The sequence below is a fragment of the Streptococcus mitis SK1080 genome, from assembly GCF_000220085.1.
Lineage (GTDB): Bacteria > Bacillota > Bacilli > Lactobacillales > Streptococcaceae > Streptococcus > Streptococcus mitis_K.
Map to the genome: position 1 here is coordinate 1 of NZ_AFQV01000017.1, position 24,641 is coordinate 24,641.

Below are 24,641 nucleotides of genomic sequence, written 5' to 3' on the forward strand. Positions count from 1 at the left end.
GAAAAAAAGAAGTACCAGAAGTAGATACTACAAATGGGAAAGCTACTGTAGGTAAAAAAGCAACAAATACTGAGAAAGCAGCAGATACGAATTCTATCGCAAACTCTGGTTCTAGAGATGAACGTAATGGAAAAGCATTGAATAAAAATAAACCATTCCGTACAGATGCAGCTACAACGAATGCTGATCCATCTGCGAATCAAACATATACTGCACCAGCTGAAAATGCAGATTTAAACACTTTAGTTAAAAATTTATTAGCATTAAATCCTACAGTTGAAAATAATACAAAACTTTCACAAAATATGGATAGTTTAGGTGATAGTAAACAAGTTGAAAAAGGTACTGTAAAAGAAATTAAAGAGTTTGGTGGATGGACAGCAGTAGATGGAGGAGTGTTCGCTATTGCTAGGAGAACTGAAGAAGGTGTCTACCCTCTTGAGACTATAAATTCAACACTTGATGATACAGTTTGGTTACGAGAACAAGCATTTGATAGAGATACCGAGTATACGTTATTATTATCAAAGAGTAGAACTAGAAGTAATAGAGATGAAGTAGCTTATGATAATAGTACTTATAAACCGACTGGTGAAGGAACAGGAATTACAAAAAATCTTGCGAGATATAAAGGGATTGAAAAAATATTTACAGCATATTCGACTAAAGAAGGTTCGGATGTCATTGTAAAGTTTAAACCTGGTTATGTTGGGGATAGTGAAGGTAAAAAAGCTAGATATAAAGTAGAAGTCTATAGTATCGAAGGTACTACGGAAACTAAGGTTTATGAGACGGTTTTTGATCCTTCTAAAAATATAAATGATGATAAACAGATTGTAACAGCAGCTAAAGATGGAACGAATAAAGAAAAAATAAAAATTTCAGGTGCAGGAAAAGGAGGCGTGAGATTTGACTCTAATACCGGAGTAGATAATACTGAACGTCCAAATTTCATCGGTAAAAGAGAAGCTGAAAAATTAATGGCACAACCTGGGAATAAACCAAATGGAACGGCTGGGACATTTACGAGTAAGCCTATTGAATTGCCAAAAGGTGCAGACCATTACAAAGTTAGAGTAAGTTTAGCAGACCAAGATAAAACAGGGATGAGTTATCAAGCTTGGGATGACAAATATTCAGTGCCTGTTACAGGAGCTGACTTCTCAATTGCGCAAGACACAAGTAGAGTAGCAAAATCTTTATTACAAAGAGTGTATGACAAACTGTTAGCAACTCTCGATGCAGATAAGAGAGGTAAAACACCAGAAACACAAGCTGCATACCAAGCGCAATTAGATGCAATAAAAGAAGCGTTAAAACCTGAAAATTTAACTTCAACAAAAAATTACCAAGATCTTCTAAAACTCGCTTTAACTACACAAAGTGGATTGAAAGTTGATAAGTCAGCATTGGAGGCTTCAAAAGGAGAGTTAGATAAACTAGTAGATGACGATCCAACTCCTGGTAAAACACCAGAAACAGTTAAGGTTTATAACGATGCTTTAAATGCGGCGAAAGCTGAGGTAGATAAAGCTAACACAGTTATAGGTAATGATAGTGCGACTGTTGATCAAGTTGCTCAAGCAGTGGCAGATGTAAAAGCAGCAAAAGCTGAGTTGAAAGCAGCAGAAGCTAAATTAGTAGTTGCAGCAACAGAAAAACAAAAAACGAAGTTAAAAAATGATTCTGATGCGTTGAAAGCTGCGGATACTAGTGGTAAAACACCAAAAAGTATTGAAGCCTATAATACACAATATAGACAATTAGAAGATGCAATAAACAAAGCAAAAGAACAATCTAAAAAAGTATTAGATAAAGAGGCAAATGCAGGTAAAGTAGAAGCAACTGATGCGCAAATTGAAGTTGATAAAATCAAAGCTGAATTAGATAAAGCTGCCGCTTTATTAAAAGACAAAGGGGATACAGCAGGGTTAGAAACAGCTAAAAACGAATTAAAAACAGCAACAGAAGCGACAAACGTTACAGATGGTAAGACAAAAGAGTCCGCTGACAAATACAATGAAGCTAAAAAAGCTGCAGAAGCAGTAGTAAAAGAAGCAGAAGCTGTAATTGCTGATATTAATTCAACAACTGAAGATGTTGCGAATGCTTTAACAAAAATAAATGCCGCAAAAGAAGCTTTAGCTGATGCTAAAAGTAAATTAGTAGAAGCAGCCACTCAAACAGAGAAAGACAAATTAGCAAAAGATGCAGCAGCATTGACTAAAGCAGATACTTCAGGAAAAACTCCAGCAAGTATTGCAGAATACGAGAAAAAATATGAAGAGTTTAAAGCAGAATTAGAAGCAGCACAAAAAGCAGCTCAAGCAGTTGCTGAAAAAGGTGAAAATGCTAGTGCATTGGATGCTTTAAAAGCACAAGAAAAAGTAAATGCTGTTAAAGATAAATTAGCAGAAGCTGCAAAATTACTAAAAGATAAAGCTAATAAAGAAGCATTAACAAATGCTAAAACTGTATTAGAAACATTGAAAAATGAAGAAACTCCAACAGGTAAAACAGCTGATAGTTTAGCTGCTTATACTGCAGCTAAAAAAGCGGCTGAAGACGAGATTGCAGTAGCTCAAAAAATCTTAGAAAATGAAAATGCAACTCAAGATCAGGTAGATGCTGCGTTAGCGAAAATTAATGAGAAGAAAGAAGCGTTAGAAACAGCTAAAGATAAGTTAGTAGATGCAGCAAGTCAAGAACAAAAAGATGATTTAGCTAAGGTAGAAGAAAAGCTTAAATTAGCAGATACAACAGGTAAAACTACGGAAAGTATTAAAGCTTATAATGAAGCGGTTGAAAAATTAAAAGCAGATATTGCAGCAGCCAAAAAAGCAGCCAAAGATTTATTAGCTAAAGGAGATAATGCTGGAGAACTAGAAGCCTTTAGAGTACAAGCTAAAATTAATGCATTGAAAGAAAAACTAGCGGAAGCATCTAAACTTTTAGAAAGTGTAGATAAAGCAGAAGCTAAGAAAGCTATTGAAGAAGCAGCTAAGAATGCAACAAATGCAATCGATGCAAATCCAGATTTAACGCCAGAACAAAAAACAGCAGCGAAAGCAAAAGTAGCTGAAGAAGCAGCCAAAGCAACTGACGCAATTGAAAAAGCAACAACAGCTGAAGCAGTTACAAAAGCAAAAGAAGATGGAAAAGTAGCCATTGATAAAGCAGCAGCAAAAGCCGAAATCGAAGCAGCTAAAGCAGCAAAAGAAAAAGCAATCGACGCAAATCCAGACTTAACGCCAGAACAAAAAACAGCAGCGAAAGCAAAAGTAGCTGAAGAAGCAACAAAAGCAATTGCAGAAATCGACAAAGCAACAACAGCCGAAGCAGTTACAAAAGCAAAAGAAGATGGAAAAGCAGCGATTGAAAAAGCAGCAGCAAAAGCCGAAATCGAAGCAGCTAAAGCAGCAAAAGAAAAAGCAATCGACGCAAATCCAGACTTAACGCCAGAACAAAAAACAGCAGCGAAAGCAAAAGTAGCTGAAGAAGCAACAAAAGCAATTGCAGAAATCGACAAAGCAACAACAGCCGAAGCAGTTACAAAAGCAAAAGAAGATGGAAAAGCAGCGATTGAAAAAGCAGCAGCAAAAGCAAAAGTATCCGAAGAAGCAGTCAAAGCAACTGACGCAAAAGTGAATAAAGCTAAGTTAGAAGGTGCTATCCATCAATTAGATGAATTGATCATTAAAGAATCAGCTAAGCTTGATGCAGAAACTGCAAAAGAAGCGAATGACTTATTAGCAGATGCTAAGAAAGTATTTGCTAATGCAGATGCAAGTCAAGCAGAAGTGGATACAATGGTTAAACGCATCGAAGACTTCATGGCGAAAGTTGCTCCAGCAACTGATCATGCAACTCCAGCTAACGACCAATCTGCTCAAACACCAGCTGTAGCTCTAGCTACAACTCAAGCAGCAGTTAATGCTAGCCAAGAAGCAGCAACAAACGCGCGTAAAGCAGCTAAAGAATTGCCAAATACAGGTACAGCAGATTCTACTGTAGCTATGGTAGCAGCTGCCGCAAGTGCATTACTTGGTCTTGGTCTTGCAGGCCGTCGTCGTAAAGAAGACGAAGAAGCTTAATTGGTAGATTGTTTGATAATTATCAGATGATAAATCCGATTTTTAGAGCTTAAACAAGTACCTCTCATAACATAAAATCTCCTAGTAGGAAAGTCTGCTAGGAGATTTTTGCATTTCAGGAAGTGGACGGCTGATTTGTAATCGCCCAATAACTAAGTATATTGAAAAATCTCCAGACTATAGAACTCACTGTATACTATAGTGAAAGTAAAATTATTGGAGTATATTTTAATGCCGCAATCTATTGTTCCTGTATAGGTTACACAATCTTGTTTATGGTGGACGTACGTAAAGACTATTTTAAAGCTCTTTACTGGGATAATCAACTTTATATAGTTGTTTAGTTTTAAATAAGCATGTTATAATAAAGCTATGGTATATAGTATTAATTTTAAACAGCGAGCATTAGATTACATCAAAGAGGGACACAGCCATGTCGAGGCAGCCAAAGTTTTTGATGTTGGCATCAGAACTCTCTTCACGTGGGAAAAGAAAGACGTGAACAAGGACACTTAGAGCGGAAAAGCGAGTCGTCAAAAAGCGGAAGATTCCTTTGGAGGAATTGAAAGCCTTTGTAGAGACTCATCCAGACGCTTTTTTACGGGAAATTGCGGCACATTTTGATTGTGCTGTCCCTTCAGTATGGGCAGCTTTAAAGCAGATTAAGGTCACTTTAAAAAAAGACGACTAGCTTTAAGGAACAAAATCCAGAGAAAGTCGCTGAATTTCTTGATATTTTGGATAACCTAAAAGATTTACCAGTCGTATATATTGATGAAACGAGAATCGGCCGCTATCTCTATCGTCCTTATGCACGGGCTCATAGAGGGGAGAAAGTCTATGAAAAGATTAGTGGACGGCGTTTTGAGCGGACTTCAATTGTTGCAGGACAAGTAGATGGAGAGTTTATAGCTCCTATGATTTACAAGGAAAGTATGACGAGCGATTTCTTTGTGGAGTGGTTCAAAACGCAGCTCTTGCCTGCTTTGAAAACACCTCATATCATTGTCATGGACAATGATAGTTTTCATCCCAAGAACATCTTGGATGAACTTTGCATTCAAGATAGACACTTTTTCTTACCTCTACCACCTTATTCACCAGATTTGAATACTATTGAGCAAGCTTGGGCCATCTTGAAAAGAAGGTGACGGATTTATTAAGGGAAGTCCCAAATATTTTTGAATGCTTGGAGCGCTTTTTTAAAACTAAATGACTATAAAAGTATATAAAAAACAAAGGATATCATCTTTAAAATTAAATAATGATTGTCCTTTGTTTATTTTTGTTTTAGTTCATTATATCCACTCACCGTTAGCATTGACACGATAGCCATCAGGAGTAGTTGTATTAATCGCGAGCGCGCCTGAGCTGTATGCATAATACCATTTACCAGATACTTTCATCCAACCAGTTTTCATAGCGCCTGAGTCTTGAAGGTAGTACCAGTTACCGCTATCTTTTAGCCAGCCTGTTTGCATCCAACCAGAGTTATCAAAATGATACCAAACACCATTGATTTGTTCCCAACCATTAGATGTGTATGAGCCGTCATTGTGTTTAAACCACCAACGTCCGTTTGATTGAATCCAACTTCCGAAGTATTGGGAATGATTGAACCCATTTTTCTGACTTGAATTTGTATTTGCAGTTTTGGTTTTATGAGTTCCGATAGCCTTCAAGTCTTTGTCAAAAAGATTCGCTTTAGTCGCAAATGTTTGAGTCTGAGAAGAATTTGCTTCTGTATATTGAATGGCCTTTCCATAACCATCAGCTAATTCTTCAGAGCCACCAGATACTGTTCCGAAACTTTGTGCAACGGTAATCCATCCATTTTGAGTGGCAGGGTTTTCAAAGGCTGCAAGCCCCATATAGGTCAGTTTTGGATCAATTAAGGATTTATAGTGTCCAGTTTGACCAGAGACACTTGCCCCACTACGAGATTTGACGTAATCTGCTTTTTCCTCATACCATTGATTAATAGCTGTCATAAATCCGTCATAGTTCCAAGCCAAGTTTTCTGCTAGGGAGAAATTACCTGTAGGCCAAGCGCTCCAAATGTCCTTACTAGACAAGCGTGTGTGATTAATGGTGATAGAAGCTTCTGCTGCACGAACAAAGGCAGTTTTTTCTAGTGCAGTTGACCATTTGATAGGAACATAGCTAGTAACTAGACCTTCATCTGCTGCCTCTTTTCGAATAGTATTGATACGATTTAGAATAGCCTGTTTATCTGGCGTTAAGAAAGTCCCTTCAATCCCAACTAAGCTAGTACCAGCAGAAGTACTAGTGACCTCAGAGTTTAAGATATTGTAGGATTGACCATTGATTGCTTGAGTGGAAACCAGCCTATCATTAGCGGCTACTGATTGTGATGTAAGAGTTCCAGCACCTAACAAGGAAAGTACTAAAACTGTAGCAAGTGTGAACTTTTTAGTTTTATTGTTCATTTTGTGTCCTCCTATTTTTATTATAACATCTCCCTTGTACATAGTAAATCCAAATATAAAGTAGAAACCAGATACACAGATTTTACTTTTTTCAGTGACATAAAAAATAAGATGTATTAGCAGTTTTTGTCATATTTGATTGCATTTAGTGTATAATATAAAGAGAAAGTTATAATAAAAACTCCTTCATCAAGGAAGTCAAAGAACTCAATAACACAGGGATTCCATTCCCCTAGAAAGGTTAAATAAATGAAATCATATAAGAAATTTACGATTCTTGCTCTGGCTCTTCTTGGATTGACTAGCCAAACAGTTTTAGCTAATGATGCTAGTCATCCTACGAATAACTCTATCGCTAGTTCAACTATTAGCTCTGCAAGTGCTTCTCAAGCAGCTACAGAAAACCAGCCAACGACTCCTAGTTCGAGTGAGGAGGAGACAAAGCCAACTCTTCCTACTGAGTCTAAGCTACAAACTGGTTGGGTAAAAGAAGACGGGAAGTGGACTTATTATAGTCAAACAGGTGTCAAATTTACAGATACTCTTTATGAGGGCTACCTATTTGATAAGAATGGTTACTTACTTGAAAATAGCTGCTATCAGATGGCTAACAAGTGGTACTACACCAATGGTTCAGGAAAATATCTGTCTAACCAATGGAGTCAAATCAATGGTAAATGGTATGCATTTGATCAAAATGGTGTCATGATGGCTAATACCTGGAAGGGAAATTATTACCTGAAATCCAGTGGGGCTATGGCAGATAAAGAATGGGTGTACGATCCTAACTACTCTAGCTGGTTCTATCTCAAGTCAGGCGGACACTATGTTGAACAGCAATGGATTGGCTCTTACTATCTAAAATCTGGTGGCTACATGGCTCACAAAGAGTGGATTTATGATCAAGATTATCAAGCTTGGTATTATCTTAAAGAAGATGGCGTTTATGTCACTGGAACTTATACTATTAATGGAAGCAGCCATTTTTTCAAAGATAATGGTAAATGGGTTCAAGAACTTCCAAAAGGATTTGAAAAGGGGCACTATAGTAAAACAATCTTCCTAGATCCTGGGCATGGTGGACGTGATTCGGGCGCTTACTATTATGGAATAGCTGAAAAAGATTTGAACTTACAGGTCTCTCGTAAATTGCGGAAACGTTTAGAGGAACTGGGCTATACAGTTCTAACATCTCGAGATAGTGATGTGGACGTTGACTTTGTGACAGAACGTTCTCGTATGGTAAATAAGACGAATGCAGACTTCTTTATTAGTATTCATTTTAACGCTACTGGGAATGACACAACGCTGAATCTGGGAATACAGACTTATTCTTATAAGGAAGAGGCTGGTTACCCGAGCAAGATTAATCAATACTGGCACAATAATCCAGACCGTATGAGTGAAAGTAATCGTTTGGCCTCAGATCTTCATTCATCTCTCTTGGCCGAGACAGGAGCTAGAGATGCTGGACTTCTGCAAGCCACCTTCGCTGTTCTTCGTGAGACTGCGAAACCTGCTGTGCTACTAGAGTTGGGTTATATGGATAATTCAGAAGAAAACCAACGAATCCGTAGTGAACAATACCAAGATAAGTTGGTTGAAGGTATTATTAAAGGAATTCAAAAATATTACGTTGGAAATTAAAAAACTACATCAAACTAAGCTTTGGAGATTGTCCTAGGCTTAGTTTTTTTTGGGTAAGGAACTGAAAATCAAGATAAGGAAGACTAAACCTTGTCTAATAAAAAACTTTGTACTCTGGAAGCCATTGTGTGGCTAGCTAGAGTACAAAGTTTTTTTATTTTTTAGTTAAAATGAAGACTGTGTTCCTTATAAGTACAAGGTTATTAAGAGAGTGGTGGACATTAAAATGATGATTTTGAGTTTTTGTTATTTTTGCTTTGGAGCAAGGTAACATAGTCACTTTTGGTGTGGAATAAGTGGGAAAGAAAAACAGTTCTTTGAGTTTGGTCGATAAAGTAAAGCAAGATATACTGACCGATAATTTTTCCTCGCGTAGGGTACTTACTGTTGATTTTTAGTCCTATTTTTTCATCTGCATCAAAGCCAGCTTCAGGAAAAGTTTCTAAACTTTTTAAGCCGTCTAAAATTTTGGCTACAGTATTCTTAGCCGACTGGGGTGATAAAAGAACAGTGCTGATGTAGTTATGGATACTGTCAATTGCCTGACTCACTTCAGTAGATAGAATCACTTTATAAATCATATCGTAGCCTCATGTCATCTAGGGAAGTTCCTTGTCCGGATTCATATTCTCTTAAGGCGCGTTCAGATTGGGCTTGTAGCTCCTGAATCAATCGTTCACGGTGTAAATCTTCTGCAGTTTTTATTGGCAAATCCTGTTCGAGAACAATCTGCTCGATAAAAAGACTAATAGCATCCGTCATAGTCATTCCTTTTTCCTTAATGATAGCTCTAGCTTGTTCCATTGATGACTCGTTGATTTTAAAATTGTATTGCTTAGTAAGTGATGTAGCCATGATATATCTCCAATCTATACGATATATAGCTAGTATATATCTTTTATATTTTTTAGGCAAGAAAAAACTTTGTACTCTGGAAACCATTGTGTGGCTATCTAGAGTGCAAAGTTTTTTTGAGGCTGGAACATGAAACAGTAGTTAATTTCAAGAAACAAAAAAGAACAGCCGAAGCTGTCTTTTTATCATTATTTGAGACCGTATTTTTTGTTGAAACGATCCACGCGTCCATCTGCTTGAGTGAACTTTTGACGTCCAGTGTAGAATGGGTGTGAGTCTGATGAAATTTCCACACGGATCAATGGGTAAGTTTCACCTTCGAACTCAACTGTTTCGTTAGAGCGTTTTGTTGAACCGCTAAGGAATTGGTAACCAGTAGTTGTGTCCATGAAGATAACTGGGCGATATTCTGGATGGATATCTTTTTTCATTTTGCAATATTTCCTTTCTGCCATGGTCTCTTTGCGAGCCATAGATTGTTACCATACTAGTCTATCAGATTCTGAAAAGTTTGGCAAGTATTTTATCAGTTTTTAAGCAAGTTTTTTAACTTTTGGTAGATGATTTCGTTTTCCTCTAGGCTATAGGAATTAGCACCACTTGCTAGCGGGTGGCCTCCGCCATCATGTTCCTTGGCAATTTCATTGATAGGATGGATTTTACTGCGTAAGCGAACTCGGTAGTGGCCATCAGCCTGCTCCACAAAAATCCCCCAGAGACTCACACTGTCAATACGTCCAGGAGCTCCTACAATAGCGGCAGTTTCAGCATCGGTAACATTGAATTGTTTCAAGACTTCTTGATTCAGGATAACGCGAGCAGCACCATTTTTATCCACTTCCAGATGGTCGTAGATGTAGCCTTGAAGTTTAGCAATTTTGTAGCTCATAGTGTCCATTTTGCGAGTGAGAGCCGAAAAATCAAAGTTCTGTTCTCTCAGAGAGGCAGCCAGGCGAAGAGTCCGTGCAGTGGTAGAAGGGTAGAGGAAACGACCTGTATCACCAACGATTCCTGCAAAGAGCAATTCAGCAGCGCGATCTGACAAGGCCAGATGGGTTGTTTCAGCAAATAGGGCAATCATCTCGCTAGCACTGCTTGAACTAGTATCCACCCATGATAGGTCACCATATACATCATCATTTGGATGGTGGTCAATCTTAATGAGAAAATCACCTTGACTATAGCGCTTATCATCGATACGAGCGGTGTTAGCCGTATCACAGACGATGACAAGGGCGCCTTGGTAGACACTATCTTCAACAAGATCCATCTCAGCCATCCAAGTTAGAGTTGGTTCATCATAACCTACGGCTTTGATGGTTTTTTCAGGGAAATGATATTCCAGCAAGGCTTTCAAGCCCACTTGACTTCCCAAGGCATCAGGGTCTGGTTTCATATGACGATGAATGATAATCGTGTCGTATTCTTTGATTTTTTCTAAAATTTGATGGCAAATTTCCATAAATAACCTCAATTCTTTCTCATTTCATTGTAGCACAAGAATTTTTATTTTTAAAATGAAAAAGATGTGATATAATGGAGAAAGATAAATTGAGGAGGACGATATGGCATTAGCAAAAATTGTATTTGCCAGTATGACCGGTAATACCGAAGAAATTGCAGATATTGTAGCAGACAAATTACGTGACTTGGGCTTGGATGTCGATGTTGATGAATGTACAACTGTTGACGCTTCAGACTTCTTAGAAGCAGACATCGCTATCGTTGCGACCTATACTTATGGTGATGGTGAATTGCCAGATGAGATGATGGACTTCTACGAAGACCTAGCAGATCTCAACTTGAATGGCAAAATATACGGAGTGGTCGGCTCAGGAGATACCTTCTACGATGAATTTTGTAAGGCTGTAGATGACTTTGACCGCGTTTTTGTTTCAACAGGGGCAGAAAAAGGTTCAGAGTGTGTTAAAGTTGATCTTTCTGCTGAGGAAGAAGACATTGAACGTTTAGAACAATTCGCAGAAGAATTGGCTGCTAAAGTAGGATAAGCATAAAAGTGCGCTGATACAATCAATCAGTGCATTTTTCTTATCGAGAGTTGGGATTTTACTAGCCTATTTAGTGGCTTTTTGATACAATAATTCAAATAAAGGAGGAGATTGTATGGATTTAGATAGTATTCGTCAAGAAATTGATCAAATCGACGATCAAATTGTCAAGCTCTTAGAAGAACGAATGCATTTGGTTGAGGGTGTAGTTGCTTATAAGAAAGCATCAGGTAAACCGATTTTAGATACCAAGAGAGAAGCAGTTATTTTTGAAAAGGTCAGAAATCGTGTAGAAGACAAGCGCTATCAGGAGACTATTGTCGCAACATTTTCGGACATACTCAAACGTTCGCGTGATTATCAGGATCAAAATATCAAATGAAAAAAGAACAATTTTATCCGCTAGGGATTTTTCTAGCTGCTATGTTGGGCGGACTTGTCCGCTACCTGGTTTCCACTTGGTTACCAGCCAGCCCTGACTTTCCTTGGGGAACCCTTCTTGTTAACTATCTAGGCATTTTCTGCTTGGTTTATCTTGTCAAGGGCTATCTGGTCTATAAGGGGACTAGTAAGGGCTTGGTTTTAGCACTTGGGACGGGCTTTTGTGGAGGTTTAACAACCTTTTCTAGCCTCATGCTTGATGCTGTGAAACTACTGGATACAGGGCGTTATCTTAGTTTAGTACTGTATTTGCTTTTGAGTATTGGTGGAGGCCTACTTTTGGCTTATTTTCTAGGGAGGAAGAAATGGTAATGGTCTATCTTGCAATTGCTTGTGGTTTCGGAGCTTTAGTGCGCTATTTCTTTTCCCGCTATAATCAAGCATCTAAATTGCCACTCGGAACGCTTATAGCCAATCTTTTAGGGTGTTTTTTGATTGGATTATTCTACAATCATGTAGAGTCTAAGGAAATCTATGCTATTTTAGCGACGGGTTTTTGTGGCGGTTTGACAACTTTTTCCACCTTGAATGATGAACTCCAAAGACTGCTAAGTGATAAGAAGGTATTTTATTCTTATTTAGCTTTGACCTACCTAGGTGGTTCGGTTGCGATTTTTTTAGGAATTCTGCTATAAATTTCTTTACTTTTTTGTGGAAATTTGGTAAACTGTATCTTGTGTGTAATGGACGCACAAAAATACAGTTTATCCGCTGAGGAAGGTTCCTCAAGATTGACAAAGATAGGAGAATAAAATGAATCCATTAATCCAAAGCTTGACTGAAGGTCAACTTCGTACAGATATCCCATCATTCCGTCCTGGTGACACTGTTCGTGTACACGCGAAAGTTGTCGAAGGTAACCGTGAACGTATCCAGATTTTTGAAGGTGTTGTTATCGCACGTAAAGGTGCTGGTATCTCAGAAAACTACACAGTTCGTAAAATCTCTAACGGTGTAGGTGTTGAGCGTATCTTCCCAATCCACACTCCACGTGTTGAAAAAATCGAAGTTGTACGTTACGGTAAAGTACGTCGTGCGAAATTGTACTACTTGCGTGCACTTCAAGGTAAGGCAGCTCGTATCAAAGAAATCCGTCGTTAATTCGACTAAAAAACTCTGCTTCTTTAGCAGAGTTTTTATCTAGCTCCCTTAGTTCAATGGATATAACAACTCCCTCCTAAGGAGTAGTTGCAGGTTCGATTCCTGCAGGGGGCATTTTTAGAAATGTAAAGAAAGACAAAGAAAATTCAAAGTGTTTGTCTATGGGCAATCACCACAATTTAGTTTTTTAAAATAGGTTAGTATTTTTTCTTTGACTAATTCATGATTAAAATTTTACCAAAAGTCAATTAATATAGAATAAAATATAGTGAAATGAAATAAAAACTCAGCAAATAGATTAAAAATTTAAACTAATTTCTATTAATGTTTTAGGAACCATATTGTACTATTCTAGATTAGATTTACTATAGATTAGGAAACTGGTCTATTTTGTTTTGTATTTAATAATTAAAAAAAGTTGAAGTGTCTTACTCAAGGTGATACAATAGATATACAGAATAAATCAAGGAGAAATGCTGTGTCACAAATTGCTGTAAGAGTAGATGATGAATTGAAAAAAGAAGCGACTGCGATTTTTAATGAGTTGGGGTTGGATATGTCAACTGCTGTGAAGTTGTTTTTGAAGCAAAGTGTGTTGACAAGAAGCATTCCTTTTGATGTTAAACTTGATTCTGAGTAAGCTGAAATAAAAGTATGGCTATATATGATATAAAGGGGTTTAGTTATGGTTTATACAATAGATCAGATAAAGGAAAAAATTGTTCCTGTTGCTAAACAATATGATTTATCTAAAATTTATCTATTTGGCTCTTATGCTAGGGGTGAAGCTGATGGACAAAGTGATGTTGATATTGCTTTGGAGTTAGAGGATGATTCGATATATTTTGATGTATATGGTAGGCTTTTAACTATTTTTGATGGTAATATAGATATTCTATTGGTTAGTGATTTACTTTCTCCAAAAACGAATATTGGGAAGTTAGTTAAGAAAAATTTTTTGAATGATAGAGAGGTTATTTATGAGAAGTCAATCTCTTGAAACTGATATAGCCTATTTGAAGGATATGATTTTATATCTTGATAAGGCTGTTGCTGTTTTGGAAAAAGCAAGAAGATATAATTTACCTTTAGATGATGATATGGTAGTTGATTCTATCGCTATGAATTTAGGACAAGTAGGAGAACAGTTATCCTTAGGCAAATTATCAGAGGAAGTAAAACAGAAGTATTCAGATAGGATAAACTGGATTCAGATAAAAGGTTTTAGAAATTTTATTTATCATAATTATTCCAACTTAAATTTTAAAATTATAGAGGGTATATTGAAGGAATCTGTTCCCAAAACGAAAGAATCTTTATACTCGATTATAATAGAATTAGAAGGTGAATCATAAACTAGAAAATATTATTTTTCAGAAAGACAAACTATAAAGACGTATGAAAGATTTGCTAGAAATCGACAAATTTTGTTCCTCAAAAAACGAATACTTTCATAAGAGAAATTCTTATTGATGAAGATTTAATATCTGTATTGGATGCATTGAAAGAGGAACAAGATAAGGTTCTTTATAATCGTGACGAATTAAAGAAATATGATTTGATCTTTTGTGATAGAAGGTATAAACTTTCTACAAATTATGGATTGAATAAATGCTTGAAAGTATTTTTATCCGAACTTGGGATAGGTAGTCAAACCATGATAGCAACAGCAGGCAGGCATATTTACGGTTCATATTTATTATCAAAAGGTGTTGATATATGGGCTGTTTCAAGATTACTAAGGCATAAAGATATACAACAAATTATTCAAACTTACGGACATACTCTAAAAGAGGGTTATTAATAAAAAGTATGATTTAGTAAGAGAATGAATGTTAGTAAAAGGATAAAATAATTTTGACCAATTAAATAGGAAAAATAAGGACTTCCTTTATTAGAATGTCCTTATTTTTATTATGGAATTGGACAAATGAGGTAAAGGTTCAGATTTATGAATTCAGAAAGCAAGTACAAAGCTTTAAACAGCTTTCGAAAAGATTTGGTGTGGATTTTTTGGGCTAAGGTTTGTGACAAGATGAATTGATTGTTATGAACTAGAGAGTGTAAAAAATGGGGAAAATCCTTATTATTCTCCTGAATTTGATATGTTGTAAAAGACTATTTCTGGTCTGTTAAATCTATCAATAGCAAAATCTAAACGTGATAGTCTAACATCTAGTACATTTAATGTTAATAGTTTTATCAATCGCTTGAGTAAGAAAATTTCAAAAGAAGAAGGGATAGGTTTTCAAAGGTAACCTATCTAGTCATTGCTTATATATAATTTGTATCTTTTGCTTTATTAATTTGTATTTAAAATTTAATCATGTTACAATTGAAATTGAAATCGAATAGAAAAGGAAAATGCAAACGTGGGCACACTTTTAGCAACAAGATTAAAAAATAGACGAAAAGAATTAAAAATGTCTCAGCGAGAATTGGCTGAGGGGATATGTAAACAGGGGCAGATTAGTCGATTAGAGAATGGAGAATTTACTCCAGGAGCAGACTTTTTATATGCTCTGTCTAAGAAGTTAAAAGTTAGTATAGATTATTTTTTTAATGAGCAGATTGGAGAGGAGATTGATGAGTTATCAGAGTTTAAGAAGTTAGCCCAGACATTTATCACAAATCGAAATTATGAGTCTTTGAAATATATATATGAATTAGAGAGTGTAAAGGTACATCGCTTGTCTCTAGTAGATAAGTTTTATATGGAGTGGATAAAATCTCTTATAGATTTTTATCTCTATGGGCAAAAAGAGGAGGGTGTGGCAAGATTGGAGAAGGTACTGTCTCAGTTAAATGTAACTGACCTGATCTACCTTCAAGTTTCAAATACTCTATTTAATTTTTATTATGATATTGAAGATTTAGAGAGTTTTAATGAAATTCGAGAAAAGTTAGAGTATCAAGTAAATCAACTCAAGTTAAACACAATCGAAGAATTAAACCTTTCTATTAAATTTAATTATAATGTTTGTCGCTATCTATGGTTGCAGAATAATACTGAAGAGGCTATTACTAAAATCACAGATACGATAAAGCAATGTAAGACGTATAGAACAACATATCTTTTGGCTGATTTGTATGTATTGATGGGAAATGTCAGTAAGAATTTTTCTTCTAAAGTTGCAGTAAAAGAGTACTTTGAAACAGCTTATTTCCTGTATAAGCTTGAGGGCAATATGTCAATGGCTCTTAAAATCGAGCATTATATTGCAGATATAACAGAATAGTAAAGACGATGTTCAATTAAGCATCGTTTTTTTAATCCAGAAAGATACAAATATGTATTTAATAAAAATAAATAAAAAACATTATTAAAATTCTTGACATTATTATATTGAAGTGCTAAAATGAGTACAAGAAAATATTAGGCTTTTTGTCCATAAAACATCTACAGAAACTTACTATAGACTGAGTGAATGTAAAGAGACTTCAGCCTTTGAAGAATTGAGAGGTAAAATTAATGAATGAATTAGAAGTTAGATTTGAACTCAACGATGAGAAAGATTATAATAATGCTATTTCATATTTAGAAAAATCTTATAAATTTAAGAATGAAAATAAGCAAGTTGATGAATATTTTAAAACAAAAGGAAGAGAATTTGAAAATGATGAGGTAGGTAGCTTTATCTACAGAATTCGTCAAGAAGATGATAATAGAGCAAGTATTTTCACAAGAAAAGATACGATAAAACAAGGAATGTGGAGTGAAAGTGAAATAGAGTTAGAATCTGAAAAATTAGAATTTGTAAGAAATATCTTGCAAGATGGATTTTCAAATATTTTCACAATAAGTAAACATAGAAAGACTTATCATGATGAATTAGAAAATAAAACGATTAATCTAGATAAGATTGATGGTCTTGGGTTTTATCTTGAGATAGAGATTTTAGGAGATTTTTCAAAAGAAGATTATAGTAATTTTTATGATAAAATGTGCGGAGAGTTCTCGTTTTTAAATTCAAAAATAGAAACAAAGGGCTATGTCCAATTAATGAGAGAAAAAAATGGACGTAATTAAAATTATCAAATAGTCTTGTTGGGATTGTTTACTCAATTACTGGATTTGGAAGTTTGATAGCAGTAACCTTTCTTTCTACTTTTTGAATAAGAAGGATACCTTTATCTTGATTTTAGAGTATCTGGTGAGGATGTATATTTCATTGAGTTAGAAACTATGTATGGTTTAAGTGAAACTAGTGAGGTACCAACTCTTGCAAAGAGGTTTGGAATAAGTCTTACCGATTTAATAAAAAGTGATATTCATAGTGATTTAACTAGAAAGAAGGGACATTTTGGATATTAACAAGAAAACGTTTTACACAATTACGTTTGGTGAGTTTATATCAAATGTTGGAGATAGATTTCAGAAAATTGCTTTTCCAATCTTAATTTACCAAGAATTTCATTCGTCTTTTGCAATGGGAGGAATGGTGATTATTGAATTGCTACCTCAATTCTTCTTGGGATTTGTTATGGGTTACTTATTGGATAATTTCAATAAGAAAAAAATACTATTATGGTCTACATTAATACCTGCATTATTATGTAGTGTAATACCGATTTTATCTAAATATTCAGTTTCTATATTTTTTTACTATATTATTGCATTTTTGATACCTTTATTTTCGACACTTTTTCAAACAGGATTCTCAGTCATTACTCCTGCTTTATTTGAGAAGGAAGAATTACAAAAATATAATTCTCAATTTCAAGGTGTACGAACTATTTCAAAATTAATTTCTCCAGCTCTAGCAGGGGTATTAATGTTAAAGTTTAATATTAATAGTATTTTTTTTATAAATAGTGCTTCTTTCTTATTGTTATTTCTTTCAATACTAATTTCATATATTCCAGATCAAGAACACAAGGAGAATGGTAATGATGATATAAAAGAAATTTTTGTAGGTTTTAAAGAGAACTTTACAAATATTAAGTTGAGGATTTCTTTACTCTTTACTATTGTTGTGAATATCGCTATGCTAGGCTTCAATGCAACGATTATTTATTATTTACAGGATCAATTAAAATTATCAAATAGTCTTGTTGGAATTGTATACTCCATTGCTGGATTTGGTAGTTTGATAGCAGTAACCTTTCTTTCTACGTTTTTGAATAAGAAGGATACCTTTATCTTAATGAATATATCAATGGCAACTATCCCACTTGTCATTATGGCAAGCGGAATAGTAGAAAATTGGATATTTTTTGGAATTTGTTACTCAATTTTGAGTGGACTAATTACAATAGCTTCTGTCTCAATTACAACAATACAGCAACAAGAAAGTACTGAGTATAATATTGGTAAAATACTTTCTAGTTCTTTTGTAATAGCTACCATTTTTGCCCCTTTTGGAGGGATACTGGCTGCTTATTTTAATTGGCTTTTAAACCCGAGATTAAGTCTAGTTATTTTGGGATTACTAAGTAGTTTATTGGTTATTCTTATAAAGAGTTATGAAAAAAAGCTAACTAAGAAAAGAACTGCAATATTTATAAAGGAAGATTAGTGGATTAATTATCATTAGAAAAAATAATATTAATTCGTAGTAAAATAAAAAATTGAAAAAGGTTTTACATAATGTACTACCTTTTTCAGATTTAATAATTATTAAGGGGATAGAACTAGAAACCAAAAATACTGAATCTTGAACTGCACCCCAAAAGTAAAATTTTTTCTGTCTAACTTTTGGGGTCAGTACAGTATCACTAACTTCTGGAGTGCTTTTTCTATATTCATATTATTTTACAATACCCATGTACGGATGGCATGGGCAACGCCAGATTCGTCATTTGTTTTGGTGATGTATTTGGCGATTTTTTTGATTTCTGGATTTCCATTTTCCATGACAACGGGGTTGCCAACGACTTCCAGCATGGCACGGTCATTTTCTTCGTCACCGATAGCCATTGTTTCATCTTTGGTCAATCCGAGTTTTTCAGCTAAGTGAGTGATGGCTGAACCTTTGTCCACATTCTTTTTAAGGAGTTCGAGGTAGAAAGGAGCAGACTTGTTGATGGAGTAGCGCTCATAAAATTCTGCTGGGATTTTTTCAATCGCAGCATCGAGGATTTCTGGCTCATCTATGAACATACACTTGACAATTTCCTTGTCAGCCATTTCTTCAGGTGTGCGGTAGAAGATAGGCATGCTGACGAGGGTTGATTCGTGCACTGTGTATTTTCCGATATTGCGATTGGCAGTGTAGATACCGTCCTTGGTAATAGCGTGCATATGGACACCGAGCCTACGGCTGAGGAATTCCATATCTAGATAATCCTCATAGGTCAAGGATTCGCTGATAATCTCATGTCCTGTAGCAGTTTCTTGGACAAGGGCACCATTGAAGGTCACCACATAGTCACCCTCGTCTCTCAACTGCAAGTCGTCCAGAAGTTTGGCAACACCTGCGATAGGGCGGCCAGTTGCAATGACGACTTTGACACCAGCTTCTTTGGCATCTTGGATGGCAGAAAAGACTTCAGGAGTGATTTCCTTTTGGCTGTTGACTAGGGTTCCGTCAATATCGACGGCGATTAGTTTAATACTCATAAATTTCCTCTTCTAGTTTTTATTTGGGGTAAAATGATCGTTCTCAATCAAGTGTAAAAATTGCTGGGTAATACTTGCGAAGATGCTGTTTTGGTCCAACATTTCTTTTGGAAAATAGAAACGATTATCTCCGTGGCGACTGCCCGCAAGGGATTGGACGATAGGAGACAGGCTAGAGAGTTCGGCTAGTTCTCCATTTTTTTGTAAAATCTCAATCTGTGTCCGTGGATTTTCAGATTCAGGACGATAGATATCATAAGGAAGGTCAAAGTTCTTATGAATGGCAGTATAGTAGTCAGGATCAAAGCCGATGTTCTCAACCAATTTTCTCATGCTAGCGAGTTGGTCTTGATCTTCTTGTGAAAAGGTAATGGATTTAAAGACCTTGCGGTTGACAAAGCGTTGCGATAAGTCAGCAAGAATCTTGTCAGGACTGGTCATCCATAGCTGGAAATAGGTGTTCATCACACCATCATCCAGAGCCAGATAATCAGACAAGGTCACATTTTTTTCAAAGAAAGGAAGGAGATGTGGAGATGTTCGTGCAAAGAAGTCCTTATCTTCTGGATAAAGTTCCTTAGCCCGTTTGAGGAGATTCTGTAGGAGAACTTCCATGGCACGTGTTGCGGGGTGGAAATAAACCTGCATGTACATCTGGTAGCGACTGAGGACATAGTCTTCGATGGCGTGCATGCCATTGCGCTGAAAGGCGATGCCATTTTCGACAGGACGAATGACTCGGAGGATGCGAGTCAGGTCAAATTCTCCATAGGAAGCTCCTGTAAAATAGGAGTCGCGCAAGAGATAGTCCATGCGGTCCGCATCAATCTGGCTAGAAATGAGTTGCACGACCTGCTTATTAGGATAGGTATGGTCAATGACACTGGCCACCTTTTCTGGAAAATCTGGCGCTACTTGTAGTAGGACTTGGTGAATCTCTGTCTCAGAGCTTTGGATGATTTCCTGAGTAATGGCTTCGTGATCTGTGTCAAAGAGATGTTCAAAAGTATGGGAGTAGGCACCATGTCCAAGGTCATGTAGGAGAGCAGCGGTCATGGTGAGGAGTGACTCGGCAGGATTCCATTCTTCAGGATATTTTTCTTCAAAAATCTCCGTGATACGTCGTGCAATTTCATAGACTCCTAGACAGTGAGAGAAGCGACTATGTTCTCCACCGTGGAAGGTATAACTGGAAGTTCCCAGTTGTTTGATACGACGCAAACGCTGAAATTCTTTTGTATTAATCAAGTCATAGATGATTTGATTATTGACATGGATGTAGTTGTGAACTGGGTCACGGAATACTTTTTCGTTCATATGACCATTATAGCAAAAAGCTAGAGTTTTTGGTAAAATAGTAGGACAAGAGACAAGAAAGAGGACTTGATGTGAAGATTCGGATGCGAAATACGATTCAGTTTGATGAGCAGTTGGAAGTGATTGACCAGCTTTATGACGTGGAAGTGCATGAAAAAGGAGATTATAGCTACCTGCTTTTCTACAATGAGGAAAAGGAAAAAGTAGTGATTAAATTTCATGGTCAAGAGCTGGTGATGAGCCGTTTTTCCAATCCCAAGACCATTATGCGCTTTCTAAAGGATAGCGATAGTTTAGCCTATATTCCTACACCTATGGGCATGCAGGAGTTTATCATCCAAACGAGCCATTATCAAGTAGATGGGCAAAAGATTGAGCTAGATTATCAACTACAAAATCAAGAGGGACATCCCTTTGCCCGCTATCAATTGGAAATTACTTGGGGCTAGGCTCATGTCTTTTTCAAATTTAGCTAGCTATCTTCTCGGATTAGCTTCCTAGTGTGGTAGATTAGGCTAATTTTTGGTATAATAAAAGTTATGGAAATTGAAAAAACCAATCGTATGAATGCGCTCTTTGAATTTTATGCGGCGCTTTTGACAGACAAGCAAATGAATTATATCGAGCTCTACTACGCTGATGATTACAGCCTTGCTGAGATTGCTGAAGAGTTCGGCGTTAGTCGTCAGGCTGTCTATGATAATATCAAGCGGACAGAAAAGATTCTGGAAGATTATGAGATGAAATTGCACATGTACTCGGACTACATTGTTCGCAGTCAAATTTTTGATCAGATTTTGGAGCGCTATCCAGAGGATACTTTTCTGCAAGAGCAGATAGAAATTTTAACAAGCATTGATAATAGAGAATAAGAGGAAGAAAAATGGCATTTGAAAGTTTAACAGAACGTTTGCAGAACGTCTTTAAAAATTTACGTAAAAAAGGAAAAATCTCTGAATCTGATGTCCAAGAGGCAACCAAAGAAATTCGCTTGGCCTTGCTTGAGGCCGACGTTGCCTTGCCTGTTGTAAAGGACTTTATCAAGAAAGTTCGTGAGCGTGCAGTCGGGCATGAGGTCATTGATACCCTTAATCCTGCGCAACAAATTATTAAAATCGTTGATGAGGAACTGACAACCGTTTTAGGTTCTGATACGGCTGAGATTATCAAGTCTCCTAAGATTCCTACAATCATCATGATGGTCGGTTTGCAGGGAGCTGGTAAAACAACCTTTGCTGGTAAATTGGCCAACAAACTCAAGAAAGAAGAAAATGCCCGTCCTTTGATGATTGCGGCGGATATTTACCGTCCTGCGGCTATTGACCAGTTGAAGACACTGGGGCAACAGATTGATGTGCCGGTTTTCGCTCTTGGGACAGAAGTACCAGCTGTTGAGATTGTACGTCAAGGTTTGGAACAAGCCCAAGCCAATCACAACGATTATGTCTTGATTGATACGGCAGGTCGTTTGCAGATTGATGAGCTTCTGATGAATGAGCTTCGTGATGTGAAAGCATTGGCTCAACCAAACGAAATTCTGCTCGTAGTTGATGCCATGATTGGTCAAGAAGCGGCCAATGTTGCGCGTGAGTTTAATGCTCAGTTGGAAGTGACTGGGGTTATCCTTACCAAGATTGATGGCGATACTCGTGGTGGTGCGGCTCTATCTGTTCGTCACATTACTGGAAAACCAATCAAGTTCACTGGTACAGGTGAAAAGATTACGGACATTGAAACCTTCCACCCAGACCGCATGTCTAGCCGTATCCTTGGTATGGGGGATATGCTCACTTTGATTGAGAAAGCTTCTCAAGAATACGATGAGCAAAAAGCCCTTGAAATGGCTGAGAAAATGCGTGAGAATACCTTTGATTTCAATGATTTCATTGATCAATTGGATCAGGTGCAAAATATGGGGCCAATGGAAGACTTGCTCAAGATGATTCCAGGTATGGCTAACAATCCAGCCCTTCAAAACATGAAGGTAAATGAGCGTCAGATTGCGCGCAAACGTGCTATTGTGTCTTCCATGACACCTGAAGAACGTGAAAATCCAGATTTGTTAAATCCAAGCCGTCGCCGTCGTATTGCTGCAGGCTCTGGAAATACATTTGTCGAAGTCAATAAATTTATCAAGGACTTTAACCAGGCTAAACAGCTCATGCAAGGTGTCATGTCTGGAGATATGAACAAAATGATGAAGCAAATGGGGATCAATCCAAACAACCTTCCTAAAAACATGCCAAATATGGGAGGAATGGATATGTCTGCCCTTGAAGGAATGATGGGACAAGGCGGTATGCCTGACTTGTCAGCTCTTGGAGGAGCAGGAATGCCAGATATGAGTCAGATGTTTGGTGGTGGACTAAAAGGTAAAATCGGTGAATTTGCTATGAAACAGTCCATGAAACGCATGGCTAACAAAATGAAAAAAGCAAAGAAGAAACGCAAGTAAGACAAGGGAAGATCGCAGGGCTTTCCTTTTTTAGAAAGAAGAAAAATGAGCACTTCCGTAATTGGAAATGCTCGTTTTTTTGATATGTTTAGACTCTTATACTCAATGGAAATCAAAGAGCAAACTAGGAAACTAGCCGCAGGCTGCTCAAAACACTGTTTTGAGGTTGTAGATAAGACTGACGAAGTCAGTCACATATATACGGCAAGGCGACGTTGACGTGGTTTGAAGAGATTTTCGAAGAGTATTAGTCTTTATTTTCGTATGGCAAGATCAAGTTCAAGATGATTCCTGTCATGGCTGATAGGGCAGTACCTGAAAGGGTAACTGGACCAAGTTTAAGGATAGCTCCTCCAAGTCCAAGGACCAACATAGCACTTGCGATGATTAGGTTACGCATTTGAGCGAAATCAACACGTTCTTTAATCAAGACTTTCAAACCGTTGCTGGCGATAACTCCATAGAGAAGAATTGACATACCACCAAGTACAGAGTTTGGAATAGTTGAAATCAAGGCAGTGAATTTGCCAAGGAAGCTAAGAGCAATCGCGATGAAGGCAGCGTTACGGATAACTGAGACAGAAGCGATACGAGTCATACCGATAACCCCTGTATTTTCTCCGTAAGTTGTATTGGCTGGTCCACCAAGGAAGGCAGAAACTGAAGTTGCGATACCGTCACCAAGAAGAGTACGGTGAAGACCTGGTTCTTTCAAGAATTGACGGCCACAGATTTGACCCAAAACAGTATGGTCTCCGATATGTTCAGAAATTGTTACGATAGCGATTGGCAAGATGGCGATGGTTTCTGGACCAAAGTAAAGATTGTATTCTTTAAAGGAACCACCTGTGCTAAATGGCAAGTAGAAACCAGGAATCTCGAACCAGTTAGCTTTAAGAACTGGTGTAAAATCAACCAAGCCAAGAGTTAGTGCGAAGAGGTAACCACCGATAATGGCAAAGAGGAATGGAATGATTCTTAGGAAACCTTTTCCTTTTGTATTGATAAAGGCAGCAATCAAGAAAGTAACAACTGCTACAAGAGCATTTTTCCAATTTCCATCAGCTACAAGACCAGCATTGGTAACAGCTGAACCTGCAAGTCCAAGACCGATAACGATGATCATAGGTCCGATGATGATTGGTGGCAAGAGTTTATCAATCCATTTTGTACCTGCAAAACGAACACCAGCAGCCACAAGGACATAGACCAAACCAGTCAAGATAACCCCTGTTTGAGCAGCAGACACATCACCACCCATTTCTTTCATAGCAAGCGACATTGCTGTGATAAAGGCAAATGAAGAACCTAGATAAACGGGAACTTTAAAACCAGTTGAAATCATGTAGATGAGTGTTCCTACACCTGAAGCAAAAAGTGCAACAGATACAGGCATTCCCAAAATCAATGGTACCAAGATGGTCGCACCGAACATGGCGAAAACGTGTTGGAAGCTAAGGAGAATTCCTTTTCCAGCCGAAGGACGTTGGTCAACGTCTAGTAACAAATCAACAGTTGATTCTTGTTTCATATAAACCTCACTTTTGGGCATCAAAAAAGAGCCCATTATTTTACAGCAATAGGCCCTCAGAGTAAGACTTCTCTAAAATCTAGACTTTAAAGAGTTTCAAATATTTCTGCGTCTTCGTCACCTCACGGGATGACATTAAAAACCTTTGCTTGTGATAGTATAGCAAAAATTGCAAACTT

At 37.0% G+C, this 24,641-nt stretch carries 24 protein-coding genes, 1 tRNA gene and 2 pseudogenes; 19 read left to right on the top strand and 8 right to left on the bottom strand.

The genetic code is table 11. The annotated features are described in order from the left end of the window. Both HMPREF9957_RS06290 and HMPREF9957_RS13405 read left to right on the top strand, forming a co-directional pair. The coding region (locus HMPREF9957_RS06290) for a DUF1542 domain-containing protein (RefSeq protein ID WP_000596245.1) at positions 1-4,094 on the top strand (4,094 nt) is incomplete at its 5' end. A 372-nt stretch (positions 4,095-4,466) separates the two neighbouring features. After that, a pseudogene (locus tag HMPREF9957_RS13405) lies at positions 4,467-5,310 on the top strand (IS630 family transposase). An 82-nt stretch (positions 5,311-5,392) separates the two neighbouring features. Here HMPREF9957_RS13405 and HMPREF9957_RS06305 read toward each other — a convergent pair. After that, entirely contained in the window at positions 5,393-6,544 is a 1,152-nt protein-coding gene (locus tag HMPREF9957_RS06305; RefSeq protein ID WP_001060867.1) for a CAP domain-containing protein, read from the bottom strand. Between the two features lie 249 nt (positions 6,545-6,793). Between HMPREF9957_RS06305 and HMPREF9957_RS06310 the strand changes: the two genes are divergently transcribed. Beyond that, entirely contained in the window at positions 6,794-8,191 is a 1,398-nt protein-coding gene (locus HMPREF9957_RS06310; RefSeq protein WP_000844423.1) for an N-acetylmuramoyl-L-alanine amidase, read from the top strand. A 221-nt stretch (positions 8,192-8,412) separates the two neighbouring features. Here the strand turns inward: HMPREF9957_RS06310 and HMPREF9957_RS06315 are convergent, their stop codons facing one another. The 4 genes from HMPREF9957_RS06315 to HMPREF9957_RS06330 all read right to left on the bottom strand — a co-directional run bounded on the left by HMPREF9957_RS06315 (position 8,413) and on the right by HMPREF9957_RS06330 (position 10,508). Beyond that, positions 8,413-8,772 (bottom strand): type II toxin-antitoxin system RelE/ParE family toxin, encoded by a 360-nt coding sequence (locus HMPREF9957_RS06315; protein ID WP_000639592.1) that lies wholly within the window; start codon positions 8,770-8,772, stop codon positions 8,413-8,415. Beyond that, on the bottom strand, positions 8,762-9,046 hold the full coding sequence (gene relB / locus HMPREF9957_RS06320) for a type II toxin-antitoxin system RelB/ParD family antitoxin (RefSeq protein ID WP_000235835.1): 285 nt from the start codon (positions 9,044-9,046) through the stop codon (positions 8,762-8,764). Before relB ends, HMPREF9957_RS06315 begins: the two co-directional genes overlap by 11 nt. A gap of 188 nt (positions 9,047-9,234) precedes the next feature. Continuing rightward, on the bottom strand, positions 9,235-9,477 hold the full coding sequence (locus HMPREF9957_RS06325; protein WP_000710760.1) for a type B 50S ribosomal protein L31: 243 nt from the start codon (positions 9,475-9,477) through the stop codon (positions 9,235-9,237). A gap of 95 nt (positions 9,478-9,572) precedes the next feature. Next, positions 9,573-10,508, bottom strand: coding sequence for a DHH family phosphoesterase (locus HMPREF9957_RS06330; protein ID WP_000401751.1), 936 nt, complete (start codon positions 10,506-10,508; stop codon positions 9,573-9,575). Positions 10,509-10,611: 103 nt separating this feature from the next. Between HMPREF9957_RS06330 and HMPREF9957_RS06335 the strand changes: the two genes are divergently transcribed. The 13 genes and pseudogenes from HMPREF9957_RS06335 (at position 10,612) to HMPREF9957_RS06395 (ending at position 18,116) form a co-directional block, all read left to right on the top strand. Continuing rightward, complete coding sequence (locus HMPREF9957_RS06335) at positions 10,612-11,055, top strand: flavodoxin (RefSeq protein ID WP_001162128.1); 444 nt, start codon at positions 10,612-10,614, stop codon at positions 11,053-11,055. 115 nt (positions 11,056-11,170) lie between these two features. Beyond that, the gene (locus tag HMPREF9957_RS06340) at positions 11,171-11,437 is read left to right on the top strand and encodes a chorismate mutase (protein WP_000362490.1); all 267 of its coding nucleotides are present in this window, start codon (positions 11,171-11,173) and stop codon (positions 11,435-11,437) included. After that, positions 11,434-11,808: a fluoride efflux transporter CrcB gene (crcB, locus tag HMPREF9957_RS06345; RefSeq protein ID WP_000712102.1), complete on the top strand. Its 375-nt coding sequence runs from the start codon at positions 11,434-11,436 to the stop codon at positions 11,806-11,808. Before HMPREF9957_RS06340 ends, crcB (HMPREF9957_RS06345) begins: the two co-directional genes overlap by 4 nt. Continuing rightward, positions 11,802-12,131, top strand: a complete 330-nt coding sequence (gene crcB, locus HMPREF9957_RS06350) for a fluoride efflux transporter CrcB (RefSeq protein WP_004242366.1) — start codon at positions 11,802-11,804, stop codon at positions 12,129-12,131. The genes crcB (HMPREF9957_RS06345) and crcB (HMPREF9957_RS06350) overlap by 7 nt, the downstream gene beginning before the upstream one ends. A gap of 118 nt (positions 12,132-12,249) precedes the next feature. Further along, positions 12,250-12,597, top strand: coding sequence for a 50S ribosomal protein L19 (gene rplS / locus HMPREF9957_RS06355; protein ID WP_001068669.1), 348 nt, complete (start codon positions 12,250-12,252; stop codon positions 12,595-12,597). A 42-nt stretch (positions 12,598-12,639) separates the two neighbouring features. Continuing rightward, positions 12,640-12,711: transfer RNA gene (locus HMPREF9957_RS06360), tRNA-Arg, on the top strand. Positions 12,712-13,075: 364 nt separating this feature from the next. Further along, positions 13,076-13,237 (top strand): type II toxin-antitoxin system RelB/DinJ family antitoxin, encoded by a 162-nt coding sequence (locus HMPREF9957_RS06365; protein ID WP_000077978.1) that lies wholly within the window; start codon positions 13,076-13,078, stop codon positions 13,235-13,237. A 45-nt stretch (positions 13,238-13,282) separates the two neighbouring features. Beyond that, positions 13,283-13,597: a nucleotidyltransferase family protein gene (locus tag HMPREF9957_RS06370; RefSeq protein ID WP_000263131.1), complete on the top strand. Its 315-nt coding sequence runs from the start codon at positions 13,283-13,285 to the stop codon at positions 13,595-13,597. After that, entirely contained in the window at positions 13,578-13,952 is a 375-nt protein-coding gene (locus HMPREF9957_RS06375) for a HepT-like ribonuclease domain-containing protein (RefSeq protein ID WP_001257559.1), read from the top strand. The genes HMPREF9957_RS06370 and HMPREF9957_RS06375 overlap by 20 nt, the downstream gene beginning before the upstream one ends. A 21-nt stretch (positions 13,953-13,973) precedes the next feature. Beyond that, a pseudogene (locus HMPREF9957_RS06380) lies at positions 13,974-14,429 on the top strand (tyrosine-type recombinase/integrase); the annotation flags it as partial. A 540-nt stretch (positions 14,430-14,969) separates the two neighbouring features. Beyond that, positions 14,970-15,836: a helix-turn-helix domain-containing protein gene (locus HMPREF9957_RS06385; RefSeq protein WP_000537001.1), complete on the top strand. Its 867-nt coding sequence runs from the start codon at positions 14,970-14,972 to the stop codon at positions 15,834-15,836. 233 nt (positions 15,837-16,069) lie between these two features. Beyond that, on the top strand, positions 16,070-16,627 hold the full coding sequence (locus HMPREF9957_RS06390; RefSeq protein ID WP_001003834.1) for a CYTH domain-containing protein: 558 nt from the start codon (positions 16,070-16,072) through the stop codon (positions 16,625-16,627). Between the two features lie 274 nt (positions 16,628-16,901). After that, on the top strand, positions 16,902-18,116 hold the full coding sequence (locus tag HMPREF9957_RS06395) for an MFS transporter (RefSeq protein WP_000353936.1): 1,215 nt from the start codon (positions 16,902-16,904) through the stop codon (positions 18,114-18,116). A gap of 236 nt (positions 18,117-18,352) precedes the next feature. Here the strand turns inward: HMPREF9957_RS06395 and yidA are convergent, their stop codons facing one another. Both yidA and HMPREF9957_RS06405 read right to left on the bottom strand, forming a co-directional pair. Continuing rightward, positions 18,353-19,159, bottom strand: a complete 807-nt coding sequence (gene yidA / locus HMPREF9957_RS06400; protein WP_000023514.1) for a sugar-phosphatase — start codon at positions 19,157-19,159, stop codon at positions 18,353-18,355. Between the two features lie 12 nt (positions 19,160-19,171). Beyond that, complete coding sequence (locus tag HMPREF9957_RS06405; protein WP_001003491.1) at positions 19,172-20,476, bottom strand: HD domain-containing protein; 1,305 nt, start codon at positions 20,474-20,476, stop codon at positions 19,172-19,174. Positions 20,477-20,547: 71 nt separating this feature from the next. Between HMPREF9957_RS06405 and HMPREF9957_RS06410 the strand changes: the two genes are divergently transcribed. From HMPREF9957_RS06410 to ffh, 3 genes are all read left to right on the top strand, one after another. Continuing rightward, the gene (locus HMPREF9957_RS06410; protein WP_004242372.1) at positions 20,548-20,925 is read left to right on the top strand and encodes a YwiB family protein; all 378 of its coding nucleotides are present in this window, start codon (positions 20,548-20,550) and stop codon (positions 20,923-20,925) included. A 90-nt stretch (positions 20,926-21,015) separates the two neighbouring features. Beyond that, positions 21,016-21,348 carry a putative DNA-binding protein gene (locus HMPREF9957_RS06415; protein WP_000402065.1) on the top strand — a complete coding sequence of 111 codons (333 nt, stop codon included), beginning with the start codon at positions 21,016-21,018 and terminating at the stop codon, positions 21,346-21,348. Between the two features lie 11 nt (positions 21,349-21,359). After that, on the top strand, positions 21,360-22,931 hold the full coding sequence (ffh, locus tag HMPREF9957_RS06420) for a signal recognition particle protein (protein ID WP_000863641.1): 1,572 nt from the start codon (positions 21,360-21,362) through the stop codon (positions 22,929-22,931). Between the two features lie 247 nt (positions 22,932-23,178). Here the strand turns inward: ffh and HMPREF9957_RS06430 are convergent, their stop codons facing one another. Further along, positions 23,179-24,462 (bottom strand): uracil-xanthine permease family protein, encoded by a 1,284-nt coding sequence (locus HMPREF9957_RS06430; protein WP_004242339.1) that lies wholly within the window; start codon positions 24,460-24,462, stop codon positions 23,179-23,181. Positions 24,463-24,641 lie beyond the last annotated feature (179 nt).

Coding starts and splice junctions, on each gene's coding strand:
- HMPREF9957_RS06305 (WP_001060867.1), bottom strand. CDS start 6,544: ATGAACAATAAAACTAAAAAGTTCACACTTGCTACAGTTTTAGTACTT.
- HMPREF9957_RS06310 (WP_000844423.1), top strand. CDS start 6,794: ATGAAATCATATAAGAAATTTACGATTCTTGCTCTGGCTCTTCTTGGA.
- HMPREF9957_RS06315 (WP_000639592.1), bottom strand. CDS start 8,772: ATGATTTATAAAGTGATTCTATCTACTGAAGTGAGTCAGGCAATTGAC.
- relB (WP_000235835.1), bottom strand. CDS start 9,046: ATGGCTACATCACTTACTAAGCAATACAATTTTAAAATCAACGAGTCA.
- HMPREF9957_RS06325 (WP_000710760.1), bottom strand. CDS start 9,477: ATGAAAAAAGATATCCATCCAGAATATCGCCCAGTTATCTTCATGGAC.
- HMPREF9957_RS06330 (WP_000401751.1), bottom strand. CDS start 10,508: ATGGAAATTTGCCATCAAATTTTAGAAAAAATCAAAGAATACGACACG.
- HMPREF9957_RS06335 (WP_001162128.1), top strand. CDS start 10,612: ATGGCATTAGCAAAAATTGTATTTGCCAGTATGACCGGTAATACCGAA.
- HMPREF9957_RS06340 (WP_000362490.1), top strand. CDS start 11,171: ATGGATTTAGATAGTATTCGTCAAGAAATTGATCAAATCGACGATCAA.
- crcB (WP_000712102.1), top strand. CDS start 11,434: ATGAAAAAAGAACAATTTTATCCGCTAGGGATTTTTCTAGCTGCTATG.
- crcB (WP_004242366.1), top strand. CDS start 11,802: ATGGTAATGGTCTATCTTGCAATTGCTTGTGGTTTCGGAGCTTTAGTG.
- rplS (WP_001068669.1), top strand. CDS start 12,250: ATGAATCCATTAATCCAAAGCTTGACTGAAGGTCAACTTCGTACAGAT.
- HMPREF9957_RS06370 (WP_000263131.1), top strand. CDS start 13,283: ATGGTTTATACAATAGATCAGATAAAGGAAAAAATTGTTCCTGTTGCT.
- HMPREF9957_RS06375 (WP_001257559.1), top strand. CDS start 13,578: ATGAGAAGTCAATCTCTTGAAACTGATATAGCCTATTTGAAGGATATG.
- HMPREF9957_RS06390 (WP_001003834.1), top strand. CDS start 16,070: ATGAATGAATTAGAAGTTAGATTTGAACTCAACGATGAGAAAGATTAT.
- yidA (WP_000023514.1), bottom strand. CDS start 19,159: ATGAGTATTAAACTAATCGCCGTCGATATTGACGGAACCCTAGTCAAC.
- HMPREF9957_RS06405 (WP_001003491.1), bottom strand. CDS start 20,476: ATGAACGAAAAAGTATTCCGTGACCCAGTTCACAACTACATCCATGTC.
- HMPREF9957_RS06415 (WP_000402065.1), top strand. CDS start 21,016: ATGGAAATTGAAAAAACCAATCGTATGAATGCGCTCTTTGAATTTTAT.
- ffh (WP_000863641.1), top strand. CDS start 21,360: ATGGCATTTGAAAGTTTAACAGAACGTTTGCAGAACGTCTTTAAAAAT.
- HMPREF9957_RS06430 (WP_004242339.1), bottom strand. CDS start 24,462: ATGAAACAAGAATCAACTGTTGATTTGTTACTAGACGTTGACCAACGT.